General features: G+C 45.2%; 9 protein-coding genes. All 9 read left to right on the top strand.

Going from position 1 to position 15,580, the window contains the following annotated elements; all coding sequences use genetic code 11:
- Positions 1 to 31: 31 nt before the first annotated feature.
- The 9 genes from DFQ12_RS03280 to DFQ12_RS03240 all read left to right on the top strand — a co-directional run bounded on the left by DFQ12_RS03280 (position 32) and on the right by DFQ12_RS03240 (position 15,566).
- Positions 32 to 1,144: a FecR family protein gene (locus tag DFQ12_RS03280; RefSeq protein WP_120257590.1), complete on the top strand. Its 1,113-nt coding sequence runs from the start codon at positions 32 to 34 to the stop codon at positions 1,142 to 1,144.
- Positions 1,145 to 1,236: 92 nt separating this feature from the next.
- Complete coding sequence (locus DFQ12_RS03275; RefSeq protein WP_120257589.1) at positions 1,237 to 4,596, top strand: SusC/RagA family TonB-linked outer membrane protein; 3,360 nt, start codon at positions 1,237 to 1,239, stop codon at positions 4,594 to 4,596.
- Positions 4,597 to 4,606: 10 nt separating this feature from the next.
- Positions 4,607 to 6,253, top strand: coding sequence for a RagB/SusD family nutrient uptake outer membrane protein (locus DFQ12_RS03270; RefSeq protein ID WP_120257588.1), 1,647 nt, complete (start codon positions 4,607 to 4,609; stop codon positions 6,251 to 6,253).
- Positions 6,213 to 7,415 (top strand): BT_3987 domain-containing protein, encoded by a 1,203-nt coding sequence (locus DFQ12_RS03265; protein ID WP_120257587.1) that lies wholly within the window; start codon positions 6,213 to 6,215, stop codon positions 7,413 to 7,415. The genes DFQ12_RS03270 and DFQ12_RS03265 overlap by 41 nt, the downstream gene beginning before the upstream one ends.
- 47 nt (positions 7,416 to 7,462) lie before the next feature.
- Positions 7,463 to 8,458: a glycoside hydrolase family 18 gene (locus tag DFQ12_RS03260; RefSeq protein WP_120257586.1), complete on the top strand. Its 996-nt coding sequence runs from the start codon at positions 7,463 to 7,465 to the stop codon at positions 8,456 to 8,458.
- 36 nt (positions 8,459 to 8,494) lie between these two features.
- Positions 8,495 to 9,952: a BT_3987 domain-containing protein gene (locus DFQ12_RS03255; RefSeq protein WP_120257585.1), complete on the top strand. Its 1,458-nt coding sequence runs from the start codon at positions 8,495 to 8,497 to the stop codon at positions 9,950 to 9,952.
- A 380-nt stretch (positions 9,953 to 10,332) separates the two neighbouring features.
- Positions 10,333 to 10,911, top strand: a complete 579-nt coding sequence (locus tag DFQ12_RS03250; protein WP_120257584.1) for an RNA polymerase sigma factor — start codon at positions 10,333 to 10,335, stop codon at positions 10,909 to 10,911.
- A gap of 102 nt (positions 10,912 to 11,013) precedes the next feature.
- Positions 11,014 to 12,189, top strand: coding sequence for a FecR family protein (locus tag DFQ12_RS03245; protein ID WP_120257583.1), 1,176 nt, complete (start codon positions 11,014 to 11,016; stop codon positions 12,187 to 12,189).
- A gap of 125 nt (positions 12,190 to 12,314) precedes the next feature.
- Complete coding sequence (locus DFQ12_RS03240) at positions 12,315 to 15,566, top strand: TonB-dependent receptor (RefSeq protein WP_120257582.1); 3,252 nt, start codon at positions 12,315 to 12,317, stop codon at positions 15,564 to 15,566.
- The last annotated feature ends 14 nt before the right edge of the window (positions 15,567 to 15,580 follow it).

Genomic DNA, 15,580 nt, shown 5'->3' with positions numbered 1-15,580 from the left:
TTGTGCAACATCATAGTATAAGTTGCCAATTATGGATGTAAATAAGTTAGACATACTTTTAGAAAAGTACGCCAATAACTCTTGTTCAGAAGAGGAAAGAATGTTATTGGAGCTCTGGATAGAGACACTGCCCGAAGCTGATCGGGTAGCGCTTTCGGCCAAGCAGAAGCAGCTCTTGCTCAAACAACTGGACGCGAAGATCGCATCGAGACAAGCGCAGCCTATCCGCCAGATCGGCTGGAAACGTTATCTGCCTTATGCTGCCGCAGTTCTGATCCTGGCGCTGGCCAGCGTATCGGTCTGGCGTATCAACCAAAAGCATTCCAATACGATCGTTCAACAGATTGGCGACAAAGTCGTTCCCGGCTCTGACAAGGCTGTCCTGACGCTTGCCAATGGCAAGAAAATCGAACTTTCAGCCGGACAGGCTGTTAGCGCATCGGGAATCACCGTGACCCGCACCAGCGATGGTCAACTAAAATATGTGGTCAGCAAAGATGCCGTTATCCCGGGTGAATATCAGGTGATAGAGACACCTCGGGGTGGACAATTCCAGATTGAACTTTCCGATGGTTCGGAAGTGACGCTCAACGCCGCTTCTTCACTGCGTTTTCCCACAGACCTGACACATGATAAACTGCGTACGGTAGAATTAAAGGGCGAGGGCTACTTTGTGGTGGCTAAGGATAAACAACGGCCTTTTATTGTCAAGAGCGACCAGCAGGAGGTCCGTGTCCTGGGTACGGTTTTCAATGTGAATACTTATGACCTCAATAATAGCATTACGACGCTACTGGAAGGAAAAGTAGAAATCAACAAAGAGCGTGTATTAGTGCCGGGACAACAGTCGCGGGTCAAAGGAAAACAGATCTTGGTCTCGCAGGTGGATGTTGATGACTACGTAGATTGGAAACACAATGAATTTATTTTTAGGGATGAATCTTTGGAGTCTATCCTGACCAGAGTGGCCCGTTGGTATAACGTGGATGTCATTTATATCAATAAAGCCGAAGCCAGCAAACACACCACATTTAGTGGAAAAATATCGCGCTATGCCGATGTTGAAAAGATCCTTGAACTACTGCAGGGGGCAAGTGATCTCAAAATCAGTATACAGCATAAAACAATTATCGTAAACCCATAACCATTGCCTATGATTTACTGGAAACAAAACCTTCATTTTTAACCCAATTAAAGCTTAGAACAAACCAATTTTTAAAAAATACTTCAAAAATTATGAGGTTAACCATATTTAAACTAGCTAGAGCCATGTGCACAGCTGTACTGGTCGTCTATTGTACAGTTTCGGCGGCCGGACAGACGCTATTTACACTCAAAAAACAGTCCATCAAAGTGGCTGATCTGATTAAAGCAATCAATAAAGAAACAGGCTATAATATCCTTTATTCTAATCAGATATTTAACGACAAAAGGGCGATCAGTGTTGATTTTGATCAGGCGACAATCCATCAGGTCATGAGCAAGCTGCTGGATGGCACAGATCTGCAATACAACATCAAGGATAACGCAATTATGATCAATCGCGATAGCCAGAAAAAGGAGTCGCCAGTGTCAACAAGGACGATGAATCAGCAACAGGGGATCTCGGGTAAAGTGACTGATCCCGGTGGAAAACCGCTGCAGGGGGCGACCGTCTTTCTAAAAGGTAAAAATCTCAGTACAGATACAGACAAGGACGGACTCTTTACCTTGCCCCAGGCGAAAGTAAATGATGTGCTTGAAGTGCGCTTTGTAGGCTACGATACAAAGGATTATACCATTGTATCGCTTCAGGACCGAATTTCCATTTCACTTTCTCCCGGTGACAATGTGCTGGATGCTGTCGTTGTCACGGCCCTGGGTATAAAAAAGTCGACCCGCTCACTGACCTATAATATACAGGATGTCAAGGGTGAGGAACTGACGCGCAACCGGGATCCGAATTTCGTCAATAGTCTAACGGGTAAAATTGCCGGGGTAACGATCAATGCCAGTTCCTCGGGAATCGGTGGTGCGACCCGCGTCGTCATGCGTGGTACCAAATCCATTACCGGGAACAACAATGCTTTGTACGTTATTGACGGTGTTCCGGTGCTCAATACAACAGATTTGCGAACCAATATGCCTGCGGGACAGATTAATGATATCTTCTCTGCGAGCACGGGCAGTGATATTATTTCGATGATTAATCCGGATGATATTGAAAGCATCTCCACCCTGACCGGTGCGGCGGCGGCAGCGCTCTATGGAAGTCAGGGACAAAATGGTGTGATCATCATTAATACCAAGTCGGGACAAAAGGGTAGAACAAGCCTTAGCCTGATGAACAACACCAATTTTATGACGCCACTCGTCATGCCCAAATTTCAGAACACCTATGGCCGTAGTGACGAGGGCAGTTATTTCAGCTGGGGACCAAAATTGACCGAACCCTCAACCTATCGTCCTGCCGACTTTTTCCAGACTGGAGCGACCTCCATGACCGGTTTTACATTTGATACGGGTAAAGAAAATAACCAGACCTTCTTTTCGGGTGGTATGACACAGGGCCGGGGGATTATTCCCAATAACAACCTGAGCCGCTATAATTTCTCCTTCCGGAATACATCAAGTTTTCTGGACGATAAACTGCAGCTAGACTTGAATGGTATGTACCTATCGCAAATGGAACGGAATATGGTTGCACAAGGATTGTATCATAATCCGATTGTTCCCGTTTACCTCTTTCCTCCGGGCGGAAATTTTGAAGCCATCAAAGCATTTGAGCGCTATAATCCTGACCGTTTGTTTCCTACGCAGTACTGGCCATTTGGTGGTGCACCTTTTCAGATGCAGAATCCATACTGGACAGCCTACCGTATTCCTTTGGAAAATAATACAACAAGATTGTTGTTGGGTGGTTCGTTAAAATATAAGGTCAATGACTGGTTGAATATCACTGGAAGGGCCAAGCTGGACCGTACGCAGTTAACCTCAGACCGTAAGATGTATGCCAGCACAGATATGCTCTTTGCAGGGTATGGTGGTGCTTTTTTCATCAATGAAAACAATACCCAGGCGCTGTATGGAGACCTTTTGGCCAATATCAACAAGAGCTTTGTCGATTTTACCCTGACAGCCAATGTGGGCGGTTCACGTGTGGAATCATCCTCCCGTTTTCTGGCCGCAGGTGGTGGCATCGCGCAGGGTTCACCGCCCAATGTGTTCACAACAGATAATATCAGTGGATCTACAGGCACAGGGGCGGGCTCTGGAACGGCCCGTCAGCCGGACAAGACCAGCTTTCAGTCGCTGCTCGGAAATTTTAGCCTTGCTTATAAAAATATGCTGTTCCTCGACGGTTCCTACCGTTACGACTGGTATTCGCAATTGTATTTCAACAAGGATTCCAAGCTGTATCTGACCTATCCATCCATCGGTGTATCAGCGATATTGACGGATGCCTTTCCGGAAATCAAATCCAATGCCTTGTCCTACCTAAAAGTTCGGGCCAACTTTTCACAGGTCGGCAATCCACCGCGTCTTTACGAAGGTGGCCCACAGGTGTACCTGCTCGCAACGGGTGGTATCAACCAGAATACACCACTGCGCTATCCACTCCGTCCGGAGCGTACCGACGCCTGGGAAGCGGGGCTGAACCTCAAATTTTTGAAGGACAAAATCAATTTGGATGTCACCCTGTACAATACCAATACCTATGATCAGATTTTTACAATCACGCAGTCTGCGACCAGTGGTGGAAATCAATCCTTCTTGCTGAATGCGGGACGCGTGAATAACAAAGGGATTGAGGCCAATCTGGGCTATAACGGAACGCTCGGTGCAGTCAACTGGAATAGCAATGCGGTCTTTACGCTAAACAGGAATACCGCCAAAGAGCTGTATTCCACTGTCGGAGCCGATGGCCGACGTGTAGCAACAGATACCATCAATATTGCGGGCGGCGGCAGCTATCAGCAAAAGGTCGCTGTTGGTGGCAATATGAGTGCAATTTACATCACATCAAAACTTGCACGGGACCAAAATGGCTACATCGCGCTGAACCCGGGTGTATCTGTGGATAACCGGGAGTATTTCTATGCGGGAAATGCAGACCCCAACTATACAATAGGTTTTAACAACAGTTTCCGCTATAAGAATTTCAATTTAAGCTTTTTGGTTTTTGGACGATTTGGCGGCGTGGGGGTGTCTGCAACGCAGGCCATGTTAGATGCCTATGGCGTTTCGCAGACCACGGCAGATGCGCGTGATCTCGGTTATGTCACCGTCAATGGTGCCCCTTATCCAAATGTGGAACAGTACTATACCCAGATGGGCAGCGGCACCAATGGTGTACTGGCCTATTATGTCTATAGCGCGACAAATATACGGCTGCGCGAACTGGCGTTCGGTTATACCATTCCACAGCAATACTTGGGTAAATGGATCAAAAGCATCAATGCTTCCATTATCGGTAATAATCTATTTATGTTGTACAACAAGGCTCCATTCGACCCCGAGAGCACACCTTCTACAGGAACGTACTTTCAAGGATTTGACTATTTCAGGCAACCTAGCCTAAAAAGTCTAGGGTTCAGTATTCGGGCACAATTCTAACATTTAAACGATGATGAAAACATATCATAACGCAAAGAAGGAACGAAGATTCTCGTCGAATGTAGTTCAAGGATTATTACCTGTCCTGATCAGTTTATTTCTTTTTTCCTGTACCAAGAATTTTGAAAAATATAACACCGATCCGAATGCTTTGCCGGCAAACCGGATCAATCAGGACAATGTGTACCTGGGTGGCTTTTTTAGGCAGATGGAAGAAAGTGTATTTCCCGTAGGGGGCACGGGCACCAATGCGGCCAATGCGTACCAACTGACCGAAAACCTCGTCGGTGACATCTTTGGTGGTTATCACGGCATGGCCAACCGCTGGAATGCTGCCGGTGATCATACCACCTATAATTTTAATGCCGTCACCTGGAATAGTGCACCTTTCAACCAATATTACACCAATATTGTACGAAATTATGATACCATTGCACGTTATGCGGCGGCAAGTCCGGATATTCTTGCGGTTGCAAAAATTATCAAAGTGCAGGCTGCACACCGCACGGTGGATATGTTTGGGCCGATCCCTTATTTTAAAACGGGTACGGTATTGGGAGAGCTGGGTTCACCATACGACCCGATGGACAAAATTTACCAGTCATTTTTCACTGATCTGGATTCCGCTGTGGTCGCCTTAAAACCGTTTGCGAAGATTGGCGCAACACCATTGCGCTACTTTGATGCTGTATACCGCGGAAATTACAGGCAGTGGATCCGTTTTGCCAATTCGCTAAAACTTCGCTTGGCGATGCGGATGGCCTATGTGGATCCAGTCAATGCCAAAAAATATGCCGAAGAGGCCATGCAGGACGGATATGGTGTGATTACGGAGAATACCGATAATGCCACCATGCAGGGGATCGAGGGAACGACCTACAACAATCCCTTGCAAACCTTGTCCGAAGCCTATAATGAAACAAGGCTCAGCGCCATTATGGAATCTTACCTGACAGGTTATGCGGATCCTAGATTACCACGTTTGTTTATGCCATCCACCCGTGGCGCTGATCCTGCAGGGCGCTACCGTGGTATCCGTCTGGGCATCAATATGCCGGATAATTCGCTTTACAGACCGTTTTCGGTACTGAGGTCTGATTTTGATGTGATCTGGATGCCTGCGGCGGAAGTATATTTTCTGCGTGCCGAAGGGGCCATGCGTGGCTGGAATATGGGGGGTACCGTACAGAGCCTCTATGAAAATGGAATCCGGACCTCCTTTGCGCAATGGGGCGTATCGGGGGTAGATAGTTATATCCAGAACAGCGACCGTCGTCCTTCTCCATACCAGGATCCTGTGGGTAGCAACAGTGTAGGTGCCGGATCCGGACTATTGCCGACATTGACAATCCGCTGGGAGGAAGGGGCAAGCAATGAACTTAAACTCGAACGCATTATTACGCAAAAATGGATCGCGATGTATCCAAATGGACAAGAAGCCTGGTCTGAATTCCGCCGTACAGGTTATCCAAAGCTATTTCCTGTTGTCCTCAACCAGAGTGGCGGTACAGTCAATACAGCGATACAGGTGCGGCGTTTACCTTACCCCGCCAGTGAATATCAGCTGAATCAGGCCAACCTGACGCAAGGGATAGCACTTTTGGGTGGACCTGACAATGGTGGTACACGGCTTTGGTGGGACCGTAAGGGAAATTAAAACGCGTTATTCATTTTTTAAATACGACAAAATTATGAACAAAATAAATCAATATATGCGGAGCTGGTTTAGTTGGATGATCTTCGTGGGAGCAGTCACTTGTTTTATTGCAGGCTGTAAGCAACAGCAGCAACAGGACTTTGATAATCTTGTCTTTATACGGCAGACGGCAAACAACCCGGTTGTGACGTTGGCTTTGGATGGTGGTACAGGCACTACAGCACTTACCATTGGTTCTTCCTATACCATGGGCGCGACGGAAGAGGTACGGGTGGACATCCTGGGGCAGGACTATCTCAATGACTTCAATCGCCGGAATTTTACAGAATATCAGCTGGCGCCCCAATCTGCGGTCACACTTTCCAGCCGCTCGGTGGCCATTGCAGCGGGAACGGCACTGGGACAGGAGAATATTACGGTCACGGTCAGAGAATGGCCAGAATATATCGATGGTGCACAGTATGTGGTTCCCGTAAAGATCGCACCGGCGAGCAGCCCGGTGCTGTCGGGCTCGGATGTCGCCTTGGTGCTGGTCACCAAGACAACGGTGGGCTTTGCCGCTCAAAATGCCAACCTGCCGGTTCCCGTCGCTGTTTTTGGGGCGGATGCCAATGGCAAGCCGTACAACAACTTTACCTTTGAAGGCCGTTTCAATATGACCAGAGCCTTTGGTGTCGCTGGCAACTGGCGTTCGGATATCTTTAACGGCTGTGGTTTACAGTTTTTGGTCAACAGCGAGGGCGCCATTGATATCCGCTTTCCAAGTTCGGCCTTTATGACAACCACGGCGAAGGCCACGCTGAATACCTGGTACCATTTTGCCATCACTTATGCCAGCGGGGTGGTCACGCTTTATATCAATGGGGAACTGGTGGGTCAGACTCCTTATGCGGGACTGACCCTCAGCGAATGTGCCATTACACCTTACGCTACCGGCACTGGTGCGACAGTCAGCGAATTTCGGATATGGAAGAGCTTGCGGACGCCACGGCAGCTGCGAACTTTTGTCTGTGCCGTAAATCCTTCAGATGCGGATCTGCTGGGCTACTGGAAGCTGAATGACGGCAATGGAAATCGGGCAATGGATAGTTCTGGCAAGAATAATCACCTGACCTCATCGACCAATATCGCCTGGGTACCTGGTGTACGCTGTCCACAATAGTTCATGGATTGGAATAGAAACACAAGTTTGTACAAGAAAGATGTAACATGAAAAGATATATTAAAATAACTGTATTGTCGCTGTTATGCTGTCTGGTTTTTCAGTATTGCAGCAAACAGAATATCGCGGAACCGATTGTATTTGCCGCAACGCAGCCGATCATTGGCAGTGATGCCTACTATGAAGCTTTGCGGGCCTATAAAAAGAGCGACCATGCCATTTGTTTTGGCTGGTGGGGTGCCAGCGGTGCGGGCGGGATCGGCCCGGATATGGCACCCCGATACCTGGGGCTTCCGGATAGCATGGATATTGTCAGCCTCTGGGGTGGAATGCCCAAAGATGAGGCCAACTGGGAGGAACTCCGTTATTGCCAGCGCGTGAAGGGTACCCGTTTTGTTTCGGTGATGTTTGGCTCGGGGGTAGACCAGCTGCGGCAGAAAAATTTCCCCAATATGGAGATTATGCAAAGTATTGACAGCGTAGCCAAGTCCATTGCTGATACCGTCAGCAAATATGAACTGGATGGATTTGACCTGGATTATGAACCGAGTTATGGCGACCGAAGTATATTTGGCTTTGGTCCAAAGGATGACGGTGGCGATATTTATACACAGCGGCTTTTTAAAGCACTTTCGCAATACATGGGGCCAAAATCTACCACGGGGAAACTGTTGATTATCGATGGTGAAAATGAGCGGGGGATCGAACCTTATATTGATTATTTGGTGCAACAAACCTATAATTCTCAAAGCTTTGCTGCATTGCAAAGCCGGTATCAATCGTTTGGTTTTAATGGTGTACTGCCGCCCGAGAAATTTGTGGTCACCGAGAATATGCAGCAGTATGGAGCCAGTGGCAGCACCTTTATGCTGGGTGGTGTGAACATTGGCAGTGTGTTGGGCATGGCCAGTTGGAATCCGACACAGGGTAGAAAGGGCGGCTTTGGGGGCTATATTATCGAGGCTGATGCCAAGTCGCGTCCACCGCAATCTTATTACTACCTGCGCCGCGGGATTCAGATTCAGAATCCAGCCGTTTATTAGTAATTAACCTTTTGTTTTTGATTAAAAACCTAAAAAATGAAGATATTTCCTCTTTTGCCCAAATACTCCCGCTTGCAGAGTCTCTTTTCTTTGCTGGGGGGATTGTTTTTCCTGTTGTCGTCCTGCTCCAAAGAGCAGGTTGATACGGAAAATCTGACCATCTACCTGCCTGCAGGTTCTTTGAACTACAACAGCGGGGCAGCTAGTTATGTCACTGCCCGTAATAATGTCCTGGCAGGGGCAGGGACAGCCTTTCCTGTATTACTGACCCGTGCTGTAGACCGGGATGTACAGGTTGTGGCGACCATAGACACGACACTGCTCGCCGCATACGACAAGACCAATAATACGGTGTCCACACGCTTTCCCCTAGGGACTTTTGTCTTGGAAAACAACGGCCAGGTTCGTATTCCTACCGGAGAACTGCGCTCCGCGGATTCATTGCGAATCGGACTGGGGCAGGTTTCGGGCCTAGATTTCAGCAAAGCTTATATTGTTCCGATACGTTTGAGCAGTACCGATTCCAATCTGCCACTGAGTACCAACCGGCAGGTGATGTATCTTCGGGTGACCTTTAATCCAATTACCACACAGCTCAATGGAACACCTACCAACCGCCTGGTACCGCTTATCATCAACCGCACCCCTAATGGTGATGTGATCAGTGGTAATCTAAACCTGACAGCCGGGCTGAATACAGCCTTTGGTCAGGCGCTGACGGTGGCGCTACAGGACCGGCAGGATCTGCTGGCGGGATATAATCAGGCCAACCAGACAAATTATGTGGCTTTCCCGGCAAATAGCTTTGCTTTCAGTCCGGCCAGCGTTTCCATCGCTAGTGGAAGCCTAAATGCTACAACGCCTTTTGCGTTGGTATTGCGCAATACCACGAGTTTTGTGCCGGGCCGCAGCTATCTGCTACCCGTAGGTATCGTCGATGAGGGGCCTGTAGCGCCACATGAAACCCGCGGGCTAGCCTATTTTTCGGTGGAGGTGCAACTGCAGAATATTGATCCCGCCAACCCTACACCAACGGGCAATCGCATAGATCGTACGAGCTGGACAGCAACAGCAAGCTCTACAGACAACGATTACGCAGCTGCAGGCACACCCGCCATGGTCTTTGACAATGATTTTGCAACTGGTTGGCATTCGGCACTCGCCTTTGGCACTCCACCGGCAGTTACCTTTACAGTGGATATGCAAAATCCAAAACAGGTGCGTGGATTTACATTTACGCCGCGATATTGGGACTACTTTGGTTCGAGGTTTATTTCGGCGCCCACAGCGATACGTGTGGCCAGCAGCAGTGACGGGGTCAACTGGACGGTTCAAGGCTCTTATACAGGCAGCATGCCTGCAGGTACAGCGGCGAATCCCCAACTTCGGAATATCAGTTTCTATGCCCCAGTGCAAGCGCGTTATTTCCGCTTTACACTGACAGCTTATGGAACATATGCGGGCGGTTTTGGGGAATTAAATGCCTTTGAATAGAAACCTAAAAAGACTGCGTTTATTTATTATATGTTTATTTAGTGTGATTTAGTTGGGAGTGATTGGCGGGCGCGCCATCACTCCTTTTTTATTATTGATGAAACAAACTACCTTTTAAGTACCCTGCGCTCGCAGAGACATGCATTCCTCCTTGTACCTAAATGATCGTTCGGACACAGCCCAACTTCATCCAGCTGAACGAACGGCATAGGGGAATAGGAAGATGATAATTTTTTGGACGATCTAGCTATATTGGTCAATTGAAAATTTAAATTTCAGATCTTAAAAAAAATGATAATTTTACTTTGACGTCATAGCAATATGTATGGACCATAATAAAAGAGTTTATTGTCAAAAAGTCAAGGATCGTAAATCAGTTGATGGAAAAGGAAAGTAATATCATAGCTAATTTTTCGCTGGGGAAAGAGAATGCCCTGACTTCATTATTTCATCAATATAGTAGCCCTCTGTTTTTTTTCGCCATGCAATATCTAAAGGATGAAGATATCGCTAAGGAGATTGTATCTGATACTTTTGTCAAATCTTGGAGTAATAGAACGCAATTTACTTCGATGGCTAGCTTAAAATCCTATCTCTATGTTGTTACCAAAAATGCATGTCTCAATCAATTGCGTAGCATTTCACGACTGCCAAAGATTTATGATGTGGCAGATGTTGAATCCGAATTACTAGGCGACCAAGATGCATTGACCAAGATTATCCGCACTGAACTTATCAGCCAATTGTATGAACAGATTGAACTATTGCCGCCATTACAACGGCAAATTTTTAAAATGTCTTTTTTTGAAGATCTTTCTACCGAAGAAATCGCGGCTAAAATGACTATTGCAACTTCATCCGTTTATATGAATAAATCGCGTGCGATTAATACTCTCCGAAAAAAAATGAATGTAGATGACAGGATTTTCACATTGCTGTTGCTACTGCTCGTTCGCTAAAACTGGTTTTTGTGGGTTTTGAATATCATTGAAAAAAATATTTTTTTTCAATGATAGATTCTTTGATAATCGGTGTTTTAGAAATAAAGAGTGACCAATTAAATGAAAAAGATAGACCGTATCGTAAATCTTATACGAAAACATCTGATATATGGCGAGAGTAAAAAACTTATCGACAAAGATTCGCTATTAAAGGAAAATCCTGAACTAGGCCCCATCCTCGATGAACTGAATGACCGAGAAGATTTCAAACAAGCTTGCTCCGAATATACGCGAATTGCCACTGATCGTAATGGAATGAAACAGCAGATGTTGGACCGTATTTTCGATCAGATCGGCAATGAGGGTTTTGTGCAAAGACAGAAAAGGCAGATCAGTTGGTTAATTGCAGTGGCCAGTATCGTTATTTTTTTAAGTATAGGCTTGTGGCAATGGTCTAATTGGTATCATCAAAATAAAGCAGCTACCGTTTCTGAACAATTCGCAGATATCCAGCCCGGAAATAATAAGGCCACGCTTAAGATTGTAGGCCGAAATAATCAAGTGGATCTGAGTGGTAAAACTGGCGGAATTGTGGTCGGAAAAACATTGAAATATACTGATGGAGAAGAGGTTTTGCCTTCCGCAGAATCAGCCGATGCGGATTTTTTAATGGAATTAATAACGCCTAAAGGTGGGGAATACAAGATCACACTATCCGATGGTACCAAAGTACATTTAAATGCTGAAAGTAAGCTGACCTATCCGAAGAACTTTCACGGCTCCCAACGTAGTGTTGATTTGGTAGGGGAAGGCTATTTTGAAGTAGCCAAACAGCGTGGCACCACTTTTATAGTCCGTACGGCAAAAGAAGAAGTGAAAGTCCTCGGAACCCATTTTAATATTAGCACCTATCGAAATGAAGAGATCTCTTCCGTATCACTGATAGAAGGAAAAGTACAGGTGAACAGTGAAAAGGAAACAAAGTTATTGAGCCCGGGTCAACAGACGGTCAACAATAAAGGGAAGCTGTCCGTTCAGACCATAAACGAAGACGAAATTTTGGCTTGGACAAACGGTGAATTTATGTTTAATAATGAGAATTTAGAGTCTGTCATGGAAAAAATAGCCCGATGGTATGATATCGAAGTAAAAGTATCCCCCTCGGCAAAAGACATTTCAATTTGGGGATCAGTCTCACGTTATGGGTCATTTGAAAAAGTCTTGGATGTAATCAAATTGACTAATAGGGAGATTAAATTTAAGCGGGAAGGGAGGAGTCTGTATGTAACAAAATAACCAATCTTTTAATACCTAAATAAAAAAGCCGTAAGAGTTGCTCCCTCTTACAGCCCGATTGGTTTCTAACAGCAGGGACCAAGTGAACCACTTTATGTTTAACAATTAAAAACCATTCAAAGGTAATGAAAAAAAACATACCAACCTTTGGGGATAGCACGCTATTCCCCTGGGTTAAACTATTAATAATCATGAAATTAATCGTTATTATGCTTCTGGGGAGCATAACCTGCCTTCATGCAAGCGCGTATGGACAGGAGATCCAAATGGTTAAAAATAATGTTGCTATTGTTGAGTTTTTTCGTGAAATCAAAAAACAGACGCATTACAACATCATTTGTGATACCGAAATTATCAACACGGGTGCACATATCGACGTAGTTTTAAAGAAAGTTCCATTGCTTCAAGCTTTGAATCAGATATTGCTACCACGGGGATTAACCTACAGTATTAAAGACAAGAATATCATTGTTAGGAAAGCGGATAAACCGCAGCAAAATTTGAGTCAGGCCGAGTTAAATAAAGCGGTGAAGCAACAGATTGTGTATCGGGGTAGAGTAATGACTTCACTGGATCCCCCAACAGCACTTATAGGTGCAGGGGTGAATGTAAAAGGTACATCCAATCGTATCGCCACAAAAGAAGATGGTTACTTTGAAATCGCAGCAGCACCGGGTTCAGTATTGGTTTTTTCGATGGTCGGATATATTTCAAAGGAAATTACGCTGACAGATTCAAAAAAATCGCTAGTCGTCTCATTGGAAGAAGATATCAACGAACTTGATCAAGTGATCGTAACCGGTGTTACCAAGCAACAAGTAAAAAATCTCGCGAGTTCCGTTGCCGTAGTCAATATGGGGAATGTTGCCAATAAGCCTGTAACCCAACTATCGCAAGCCTTGCAAGGGGGAGCTACTGGGATTAATGTATCACAATCATCGGGCTTGCCAGGCGGAGACGCTGCGAGTATAAAAATCCGCGGAATTGCTTCAAGCCTGGGTTCTTCACCACTTGTACTGGTAGATGGAATACCATATGACATCGATAAATTGGATCCTAATACGATCGAAAATGTAACGATCTTAAAAGATGCTGCCGCTGCTGCAATCTACGGTGCCAGAGCCGGTAACGGTGTAATTGTTGTTACCACGAAAAGGGGAAAGCCTGGTGCCATCGATTTTAGATACAATATGTACGCAGGAATCCAACAGCCAAGTGTCGGGCATCCGGAATTTGTAGATGCTTCAACGTATATGGAAATGGTCAATGAGGCCCAATTAAATATCGGTGGAAGTGCGCCTTATGCGCAAGAAGTAATTGATAAAACAAGGGCAGGGGACGACCCAGTGGGCTATCCCAATTCCAATTGGTACAATTCGATCATAAAAAAATGGACGCCGATCCAACAGCATTCGCTGAGTGTTTCCGGCGGAAATGAAATCGCCAGATTTGCATTGACCGCAAGTTATTTGGATCAAAAGAATATGATCTCTGTAGGTGGATTCAATCGGGGTGTTGTACGTGGTAATACCAGTGTCAATCTATCCAAAAATATTGTCACATTTCTAGATTTTGTGGCCTCAAGAGAAAATCAGGAGCAAAGTTATGTCAATGGTTTTTATACATCGCAATTGCTTTCCTGGCTGTATACCGCTCCACCGAATATTCCGATGAAGTATCCCAATAAGGATGAAAGACCGGGATATACATACTATGGCAACTATGGACAAAGCTGGAACCCGCTGGCACATATCGAGCAGGGGGGAACCACCAATTTGATCCGTGATGATATTTTATTAAATCTTCGTCCACAGTGGAAAATTGTAGATGGCTTGAGTCTGAAAGGGCAGTTTAGCTATCGTGTATCTTCGGGAGTAGATCGTTCGACAAGGGATCAGTATTTGTTTTTTGATTACTTTACGAACCAAAAAGTTGGTCGGGATTTTGAATCCGTTAGAACCGCAGGACCAGCGAATAGATCAAGTTATTATTATGTCGGTGGTACCCTAGATTATGAGAAGACATTTGGTAAGCATTCCATCAATGCGATCGGCCTCTACTCGCAAGAATATGACAATGTCAATTCTTGGGATGTAAAGACATTGTTATCGTACTTGGGTAAAGTTTATTACAGTTACGATAGTCGCTATCTTCTGGAGGTTGGCATCCGCCGTGACGGTTCATCTCTTTTTGCAAAAAATCAACGTTGGGGGAGTTTTCCGTCCATTGCTATAGGATGGAATGTGGCCAATGAAAGTTTTCTAAAAGAGGCCAAAGAAATAAATATGTTAAAGCTTAGAGGGTCTTTTGGAACTTTGGGAAACAATAATATAAAACCTTACGCATACCAAACCACGATAAATACTTCGGGAAATGAGACCGTATTTGGCAATCCGAATATCACCTGGGAGAAAATGCAGATTTTGGATTTTGGAGCGGATGTAAGCTTATTTTCTAATAAACTTGACTTAACATTTGATTGGTATAATAAATTAACCAAGGACTTGATTCTATATCCTTTACCTACTTTGACATCTGCGCGGGGTGAAACACCGACAAATATTGGTGAACTTTCCAACAAAGGATATGAAATCAAGCTTGGATATAATAGTAACATCGGTAAAGAACTGCGCGTGAACGCCAATATAGGACTGTCTTATAATAAAACAAAAATTGTTAAACAAGCAACATCATTTCCTATTATTTCCAGCGGAACCATCAAACAGGTCGGCGGGCCATTCAATGAATGGTGGGGCTACCGTGCTCAAGGTCTGATCACGGCGGGAGATGTTGATAACAAGATTCCGATGCTAGCCGGACAGGAAGCCGGAGATATTAAATATGTCGATATCAATGGTGACGGTGTTATTAATGAGAACGACCGCACCACGATCGGCAATCCCGATCCTTTGTATAATTACTTTGTGAATGTCTCCCTCAAGTATAAGAATCTAGATTTTGAGATTCAAGCAAATGGGGTAGGAAACAATACGCAATTTTATTGGGGAAGGTACGCCTATCCACTTGATCTGGGGGGAAATGGTGGTACACCATTGCTTGCTCAAACCGATTATTGGACTCCCGATAACTTGCAAGCGCGTTATCCCAAACTCAGACCGACAGCCGGTAATAATGGAGAATTCTCCGATTACTGGTCTGTTAATGCCGCATTTCTACGTATTAGATATGTACAGTTAGGCTATACATTTGGCGAAAGGATCACAAAGGGATGGGCTAAAAGTTTGCGTGTTTTCCTGAATACACAAAATCCATTTGTGTTTTCAAAAATGAAATTGATAGATCCCGAAAGTAGAGGTGATCAGTCAACCTATTCCATTATGAAAATGCATACCATCGGGTTAAACGTTAATTTTTAAACCATTAATAGTTA

Origin of the sequence: Sphingobacterium detergens (genome assembly GCF_003610355.1) — a bacterium.
Taxonomy (GTDB): Bacteria; Bacteroidota; Bacteroidia; order Sphingobacteriales; family Sphingobacteriaceae; genus Sphingobacterium; species Sphingobacterium detergens.
The sequence above is the reverse complement of the archived record's forward strand: the minus strand, read 5'-3'. Positions and strand labels throughout refer to the sequence as shown.

What these genes read in the sequence shown, in the direction of transcription:
- DFQ12_RS03240 (WP_120257582.1), top strand. Translation starts at nt 12,315, where the DNA reads ATGAAAAAAAACATACCAACCTTTGGGGATAGCACGCTATTCCCCTGG.
- DFQ12_RS03245 (WP_120257583.1), top strand. Translation starts at nt 11,014, where the DNA reads ATGAAAAAGATAGACCGTATCGTAAATCTTATACGAAAACATCTGATA.
- DFQ12_RS03280 (WP_120257590.1), top strand. Translation starts at nt 32, where the DNA reads ATGGATGTAAATAAGTTAGACATACTTTTAGAAAAGTACGCCAATAAC.
- DFQ12_RS03270 (WP_120257588.1), top strand. Translation starts at nt 4,607, where the DNA reads ATGATGAAAACATATCATAACGCAAAGAAGGAACGAAGATTCTCGTCG.
- DFQ12_RS03255 (WP_120257585.1), top strand. Translation starts at nt 8,495, where the DNA reads ATGAAGATATTTCCTCTTTTGCCCAAATACTCCCGCTTGCAGAGTCTC.
- DFQ12_RS03260 (WP_120257586.1), top strand. Translation starts at nt 7,463, where the DNA reads ATGAAAAGATATATTAAAATAACTGTATTGTCGCTGTTATGCTGTCTG.
- DFQ12_RS03265 (WP_120257587.1), top strand. Translation starts at nt 6,213, where the DNA reads ATGGTGGTACACGGCTTTGGTGGGACCGTAAGGGAAATTAAAACGCGT.
- DFQ12_RS03250 (WP_120257584.1), top strand. Translation starts at nt 10,333, where the DNA reads ATGGAAAAGGAAAGTAATATCATAGCTAATTTTTCGCTGGGGAAAGAG.
- DFQ12_RS03275 (WP_120257589.1), top strand. Translation starts at nt 1,237, where the DNA reads ATGAGGTTAACCATATTTAAACTAGCTAGAGCCATGTGCACAGCTGTA.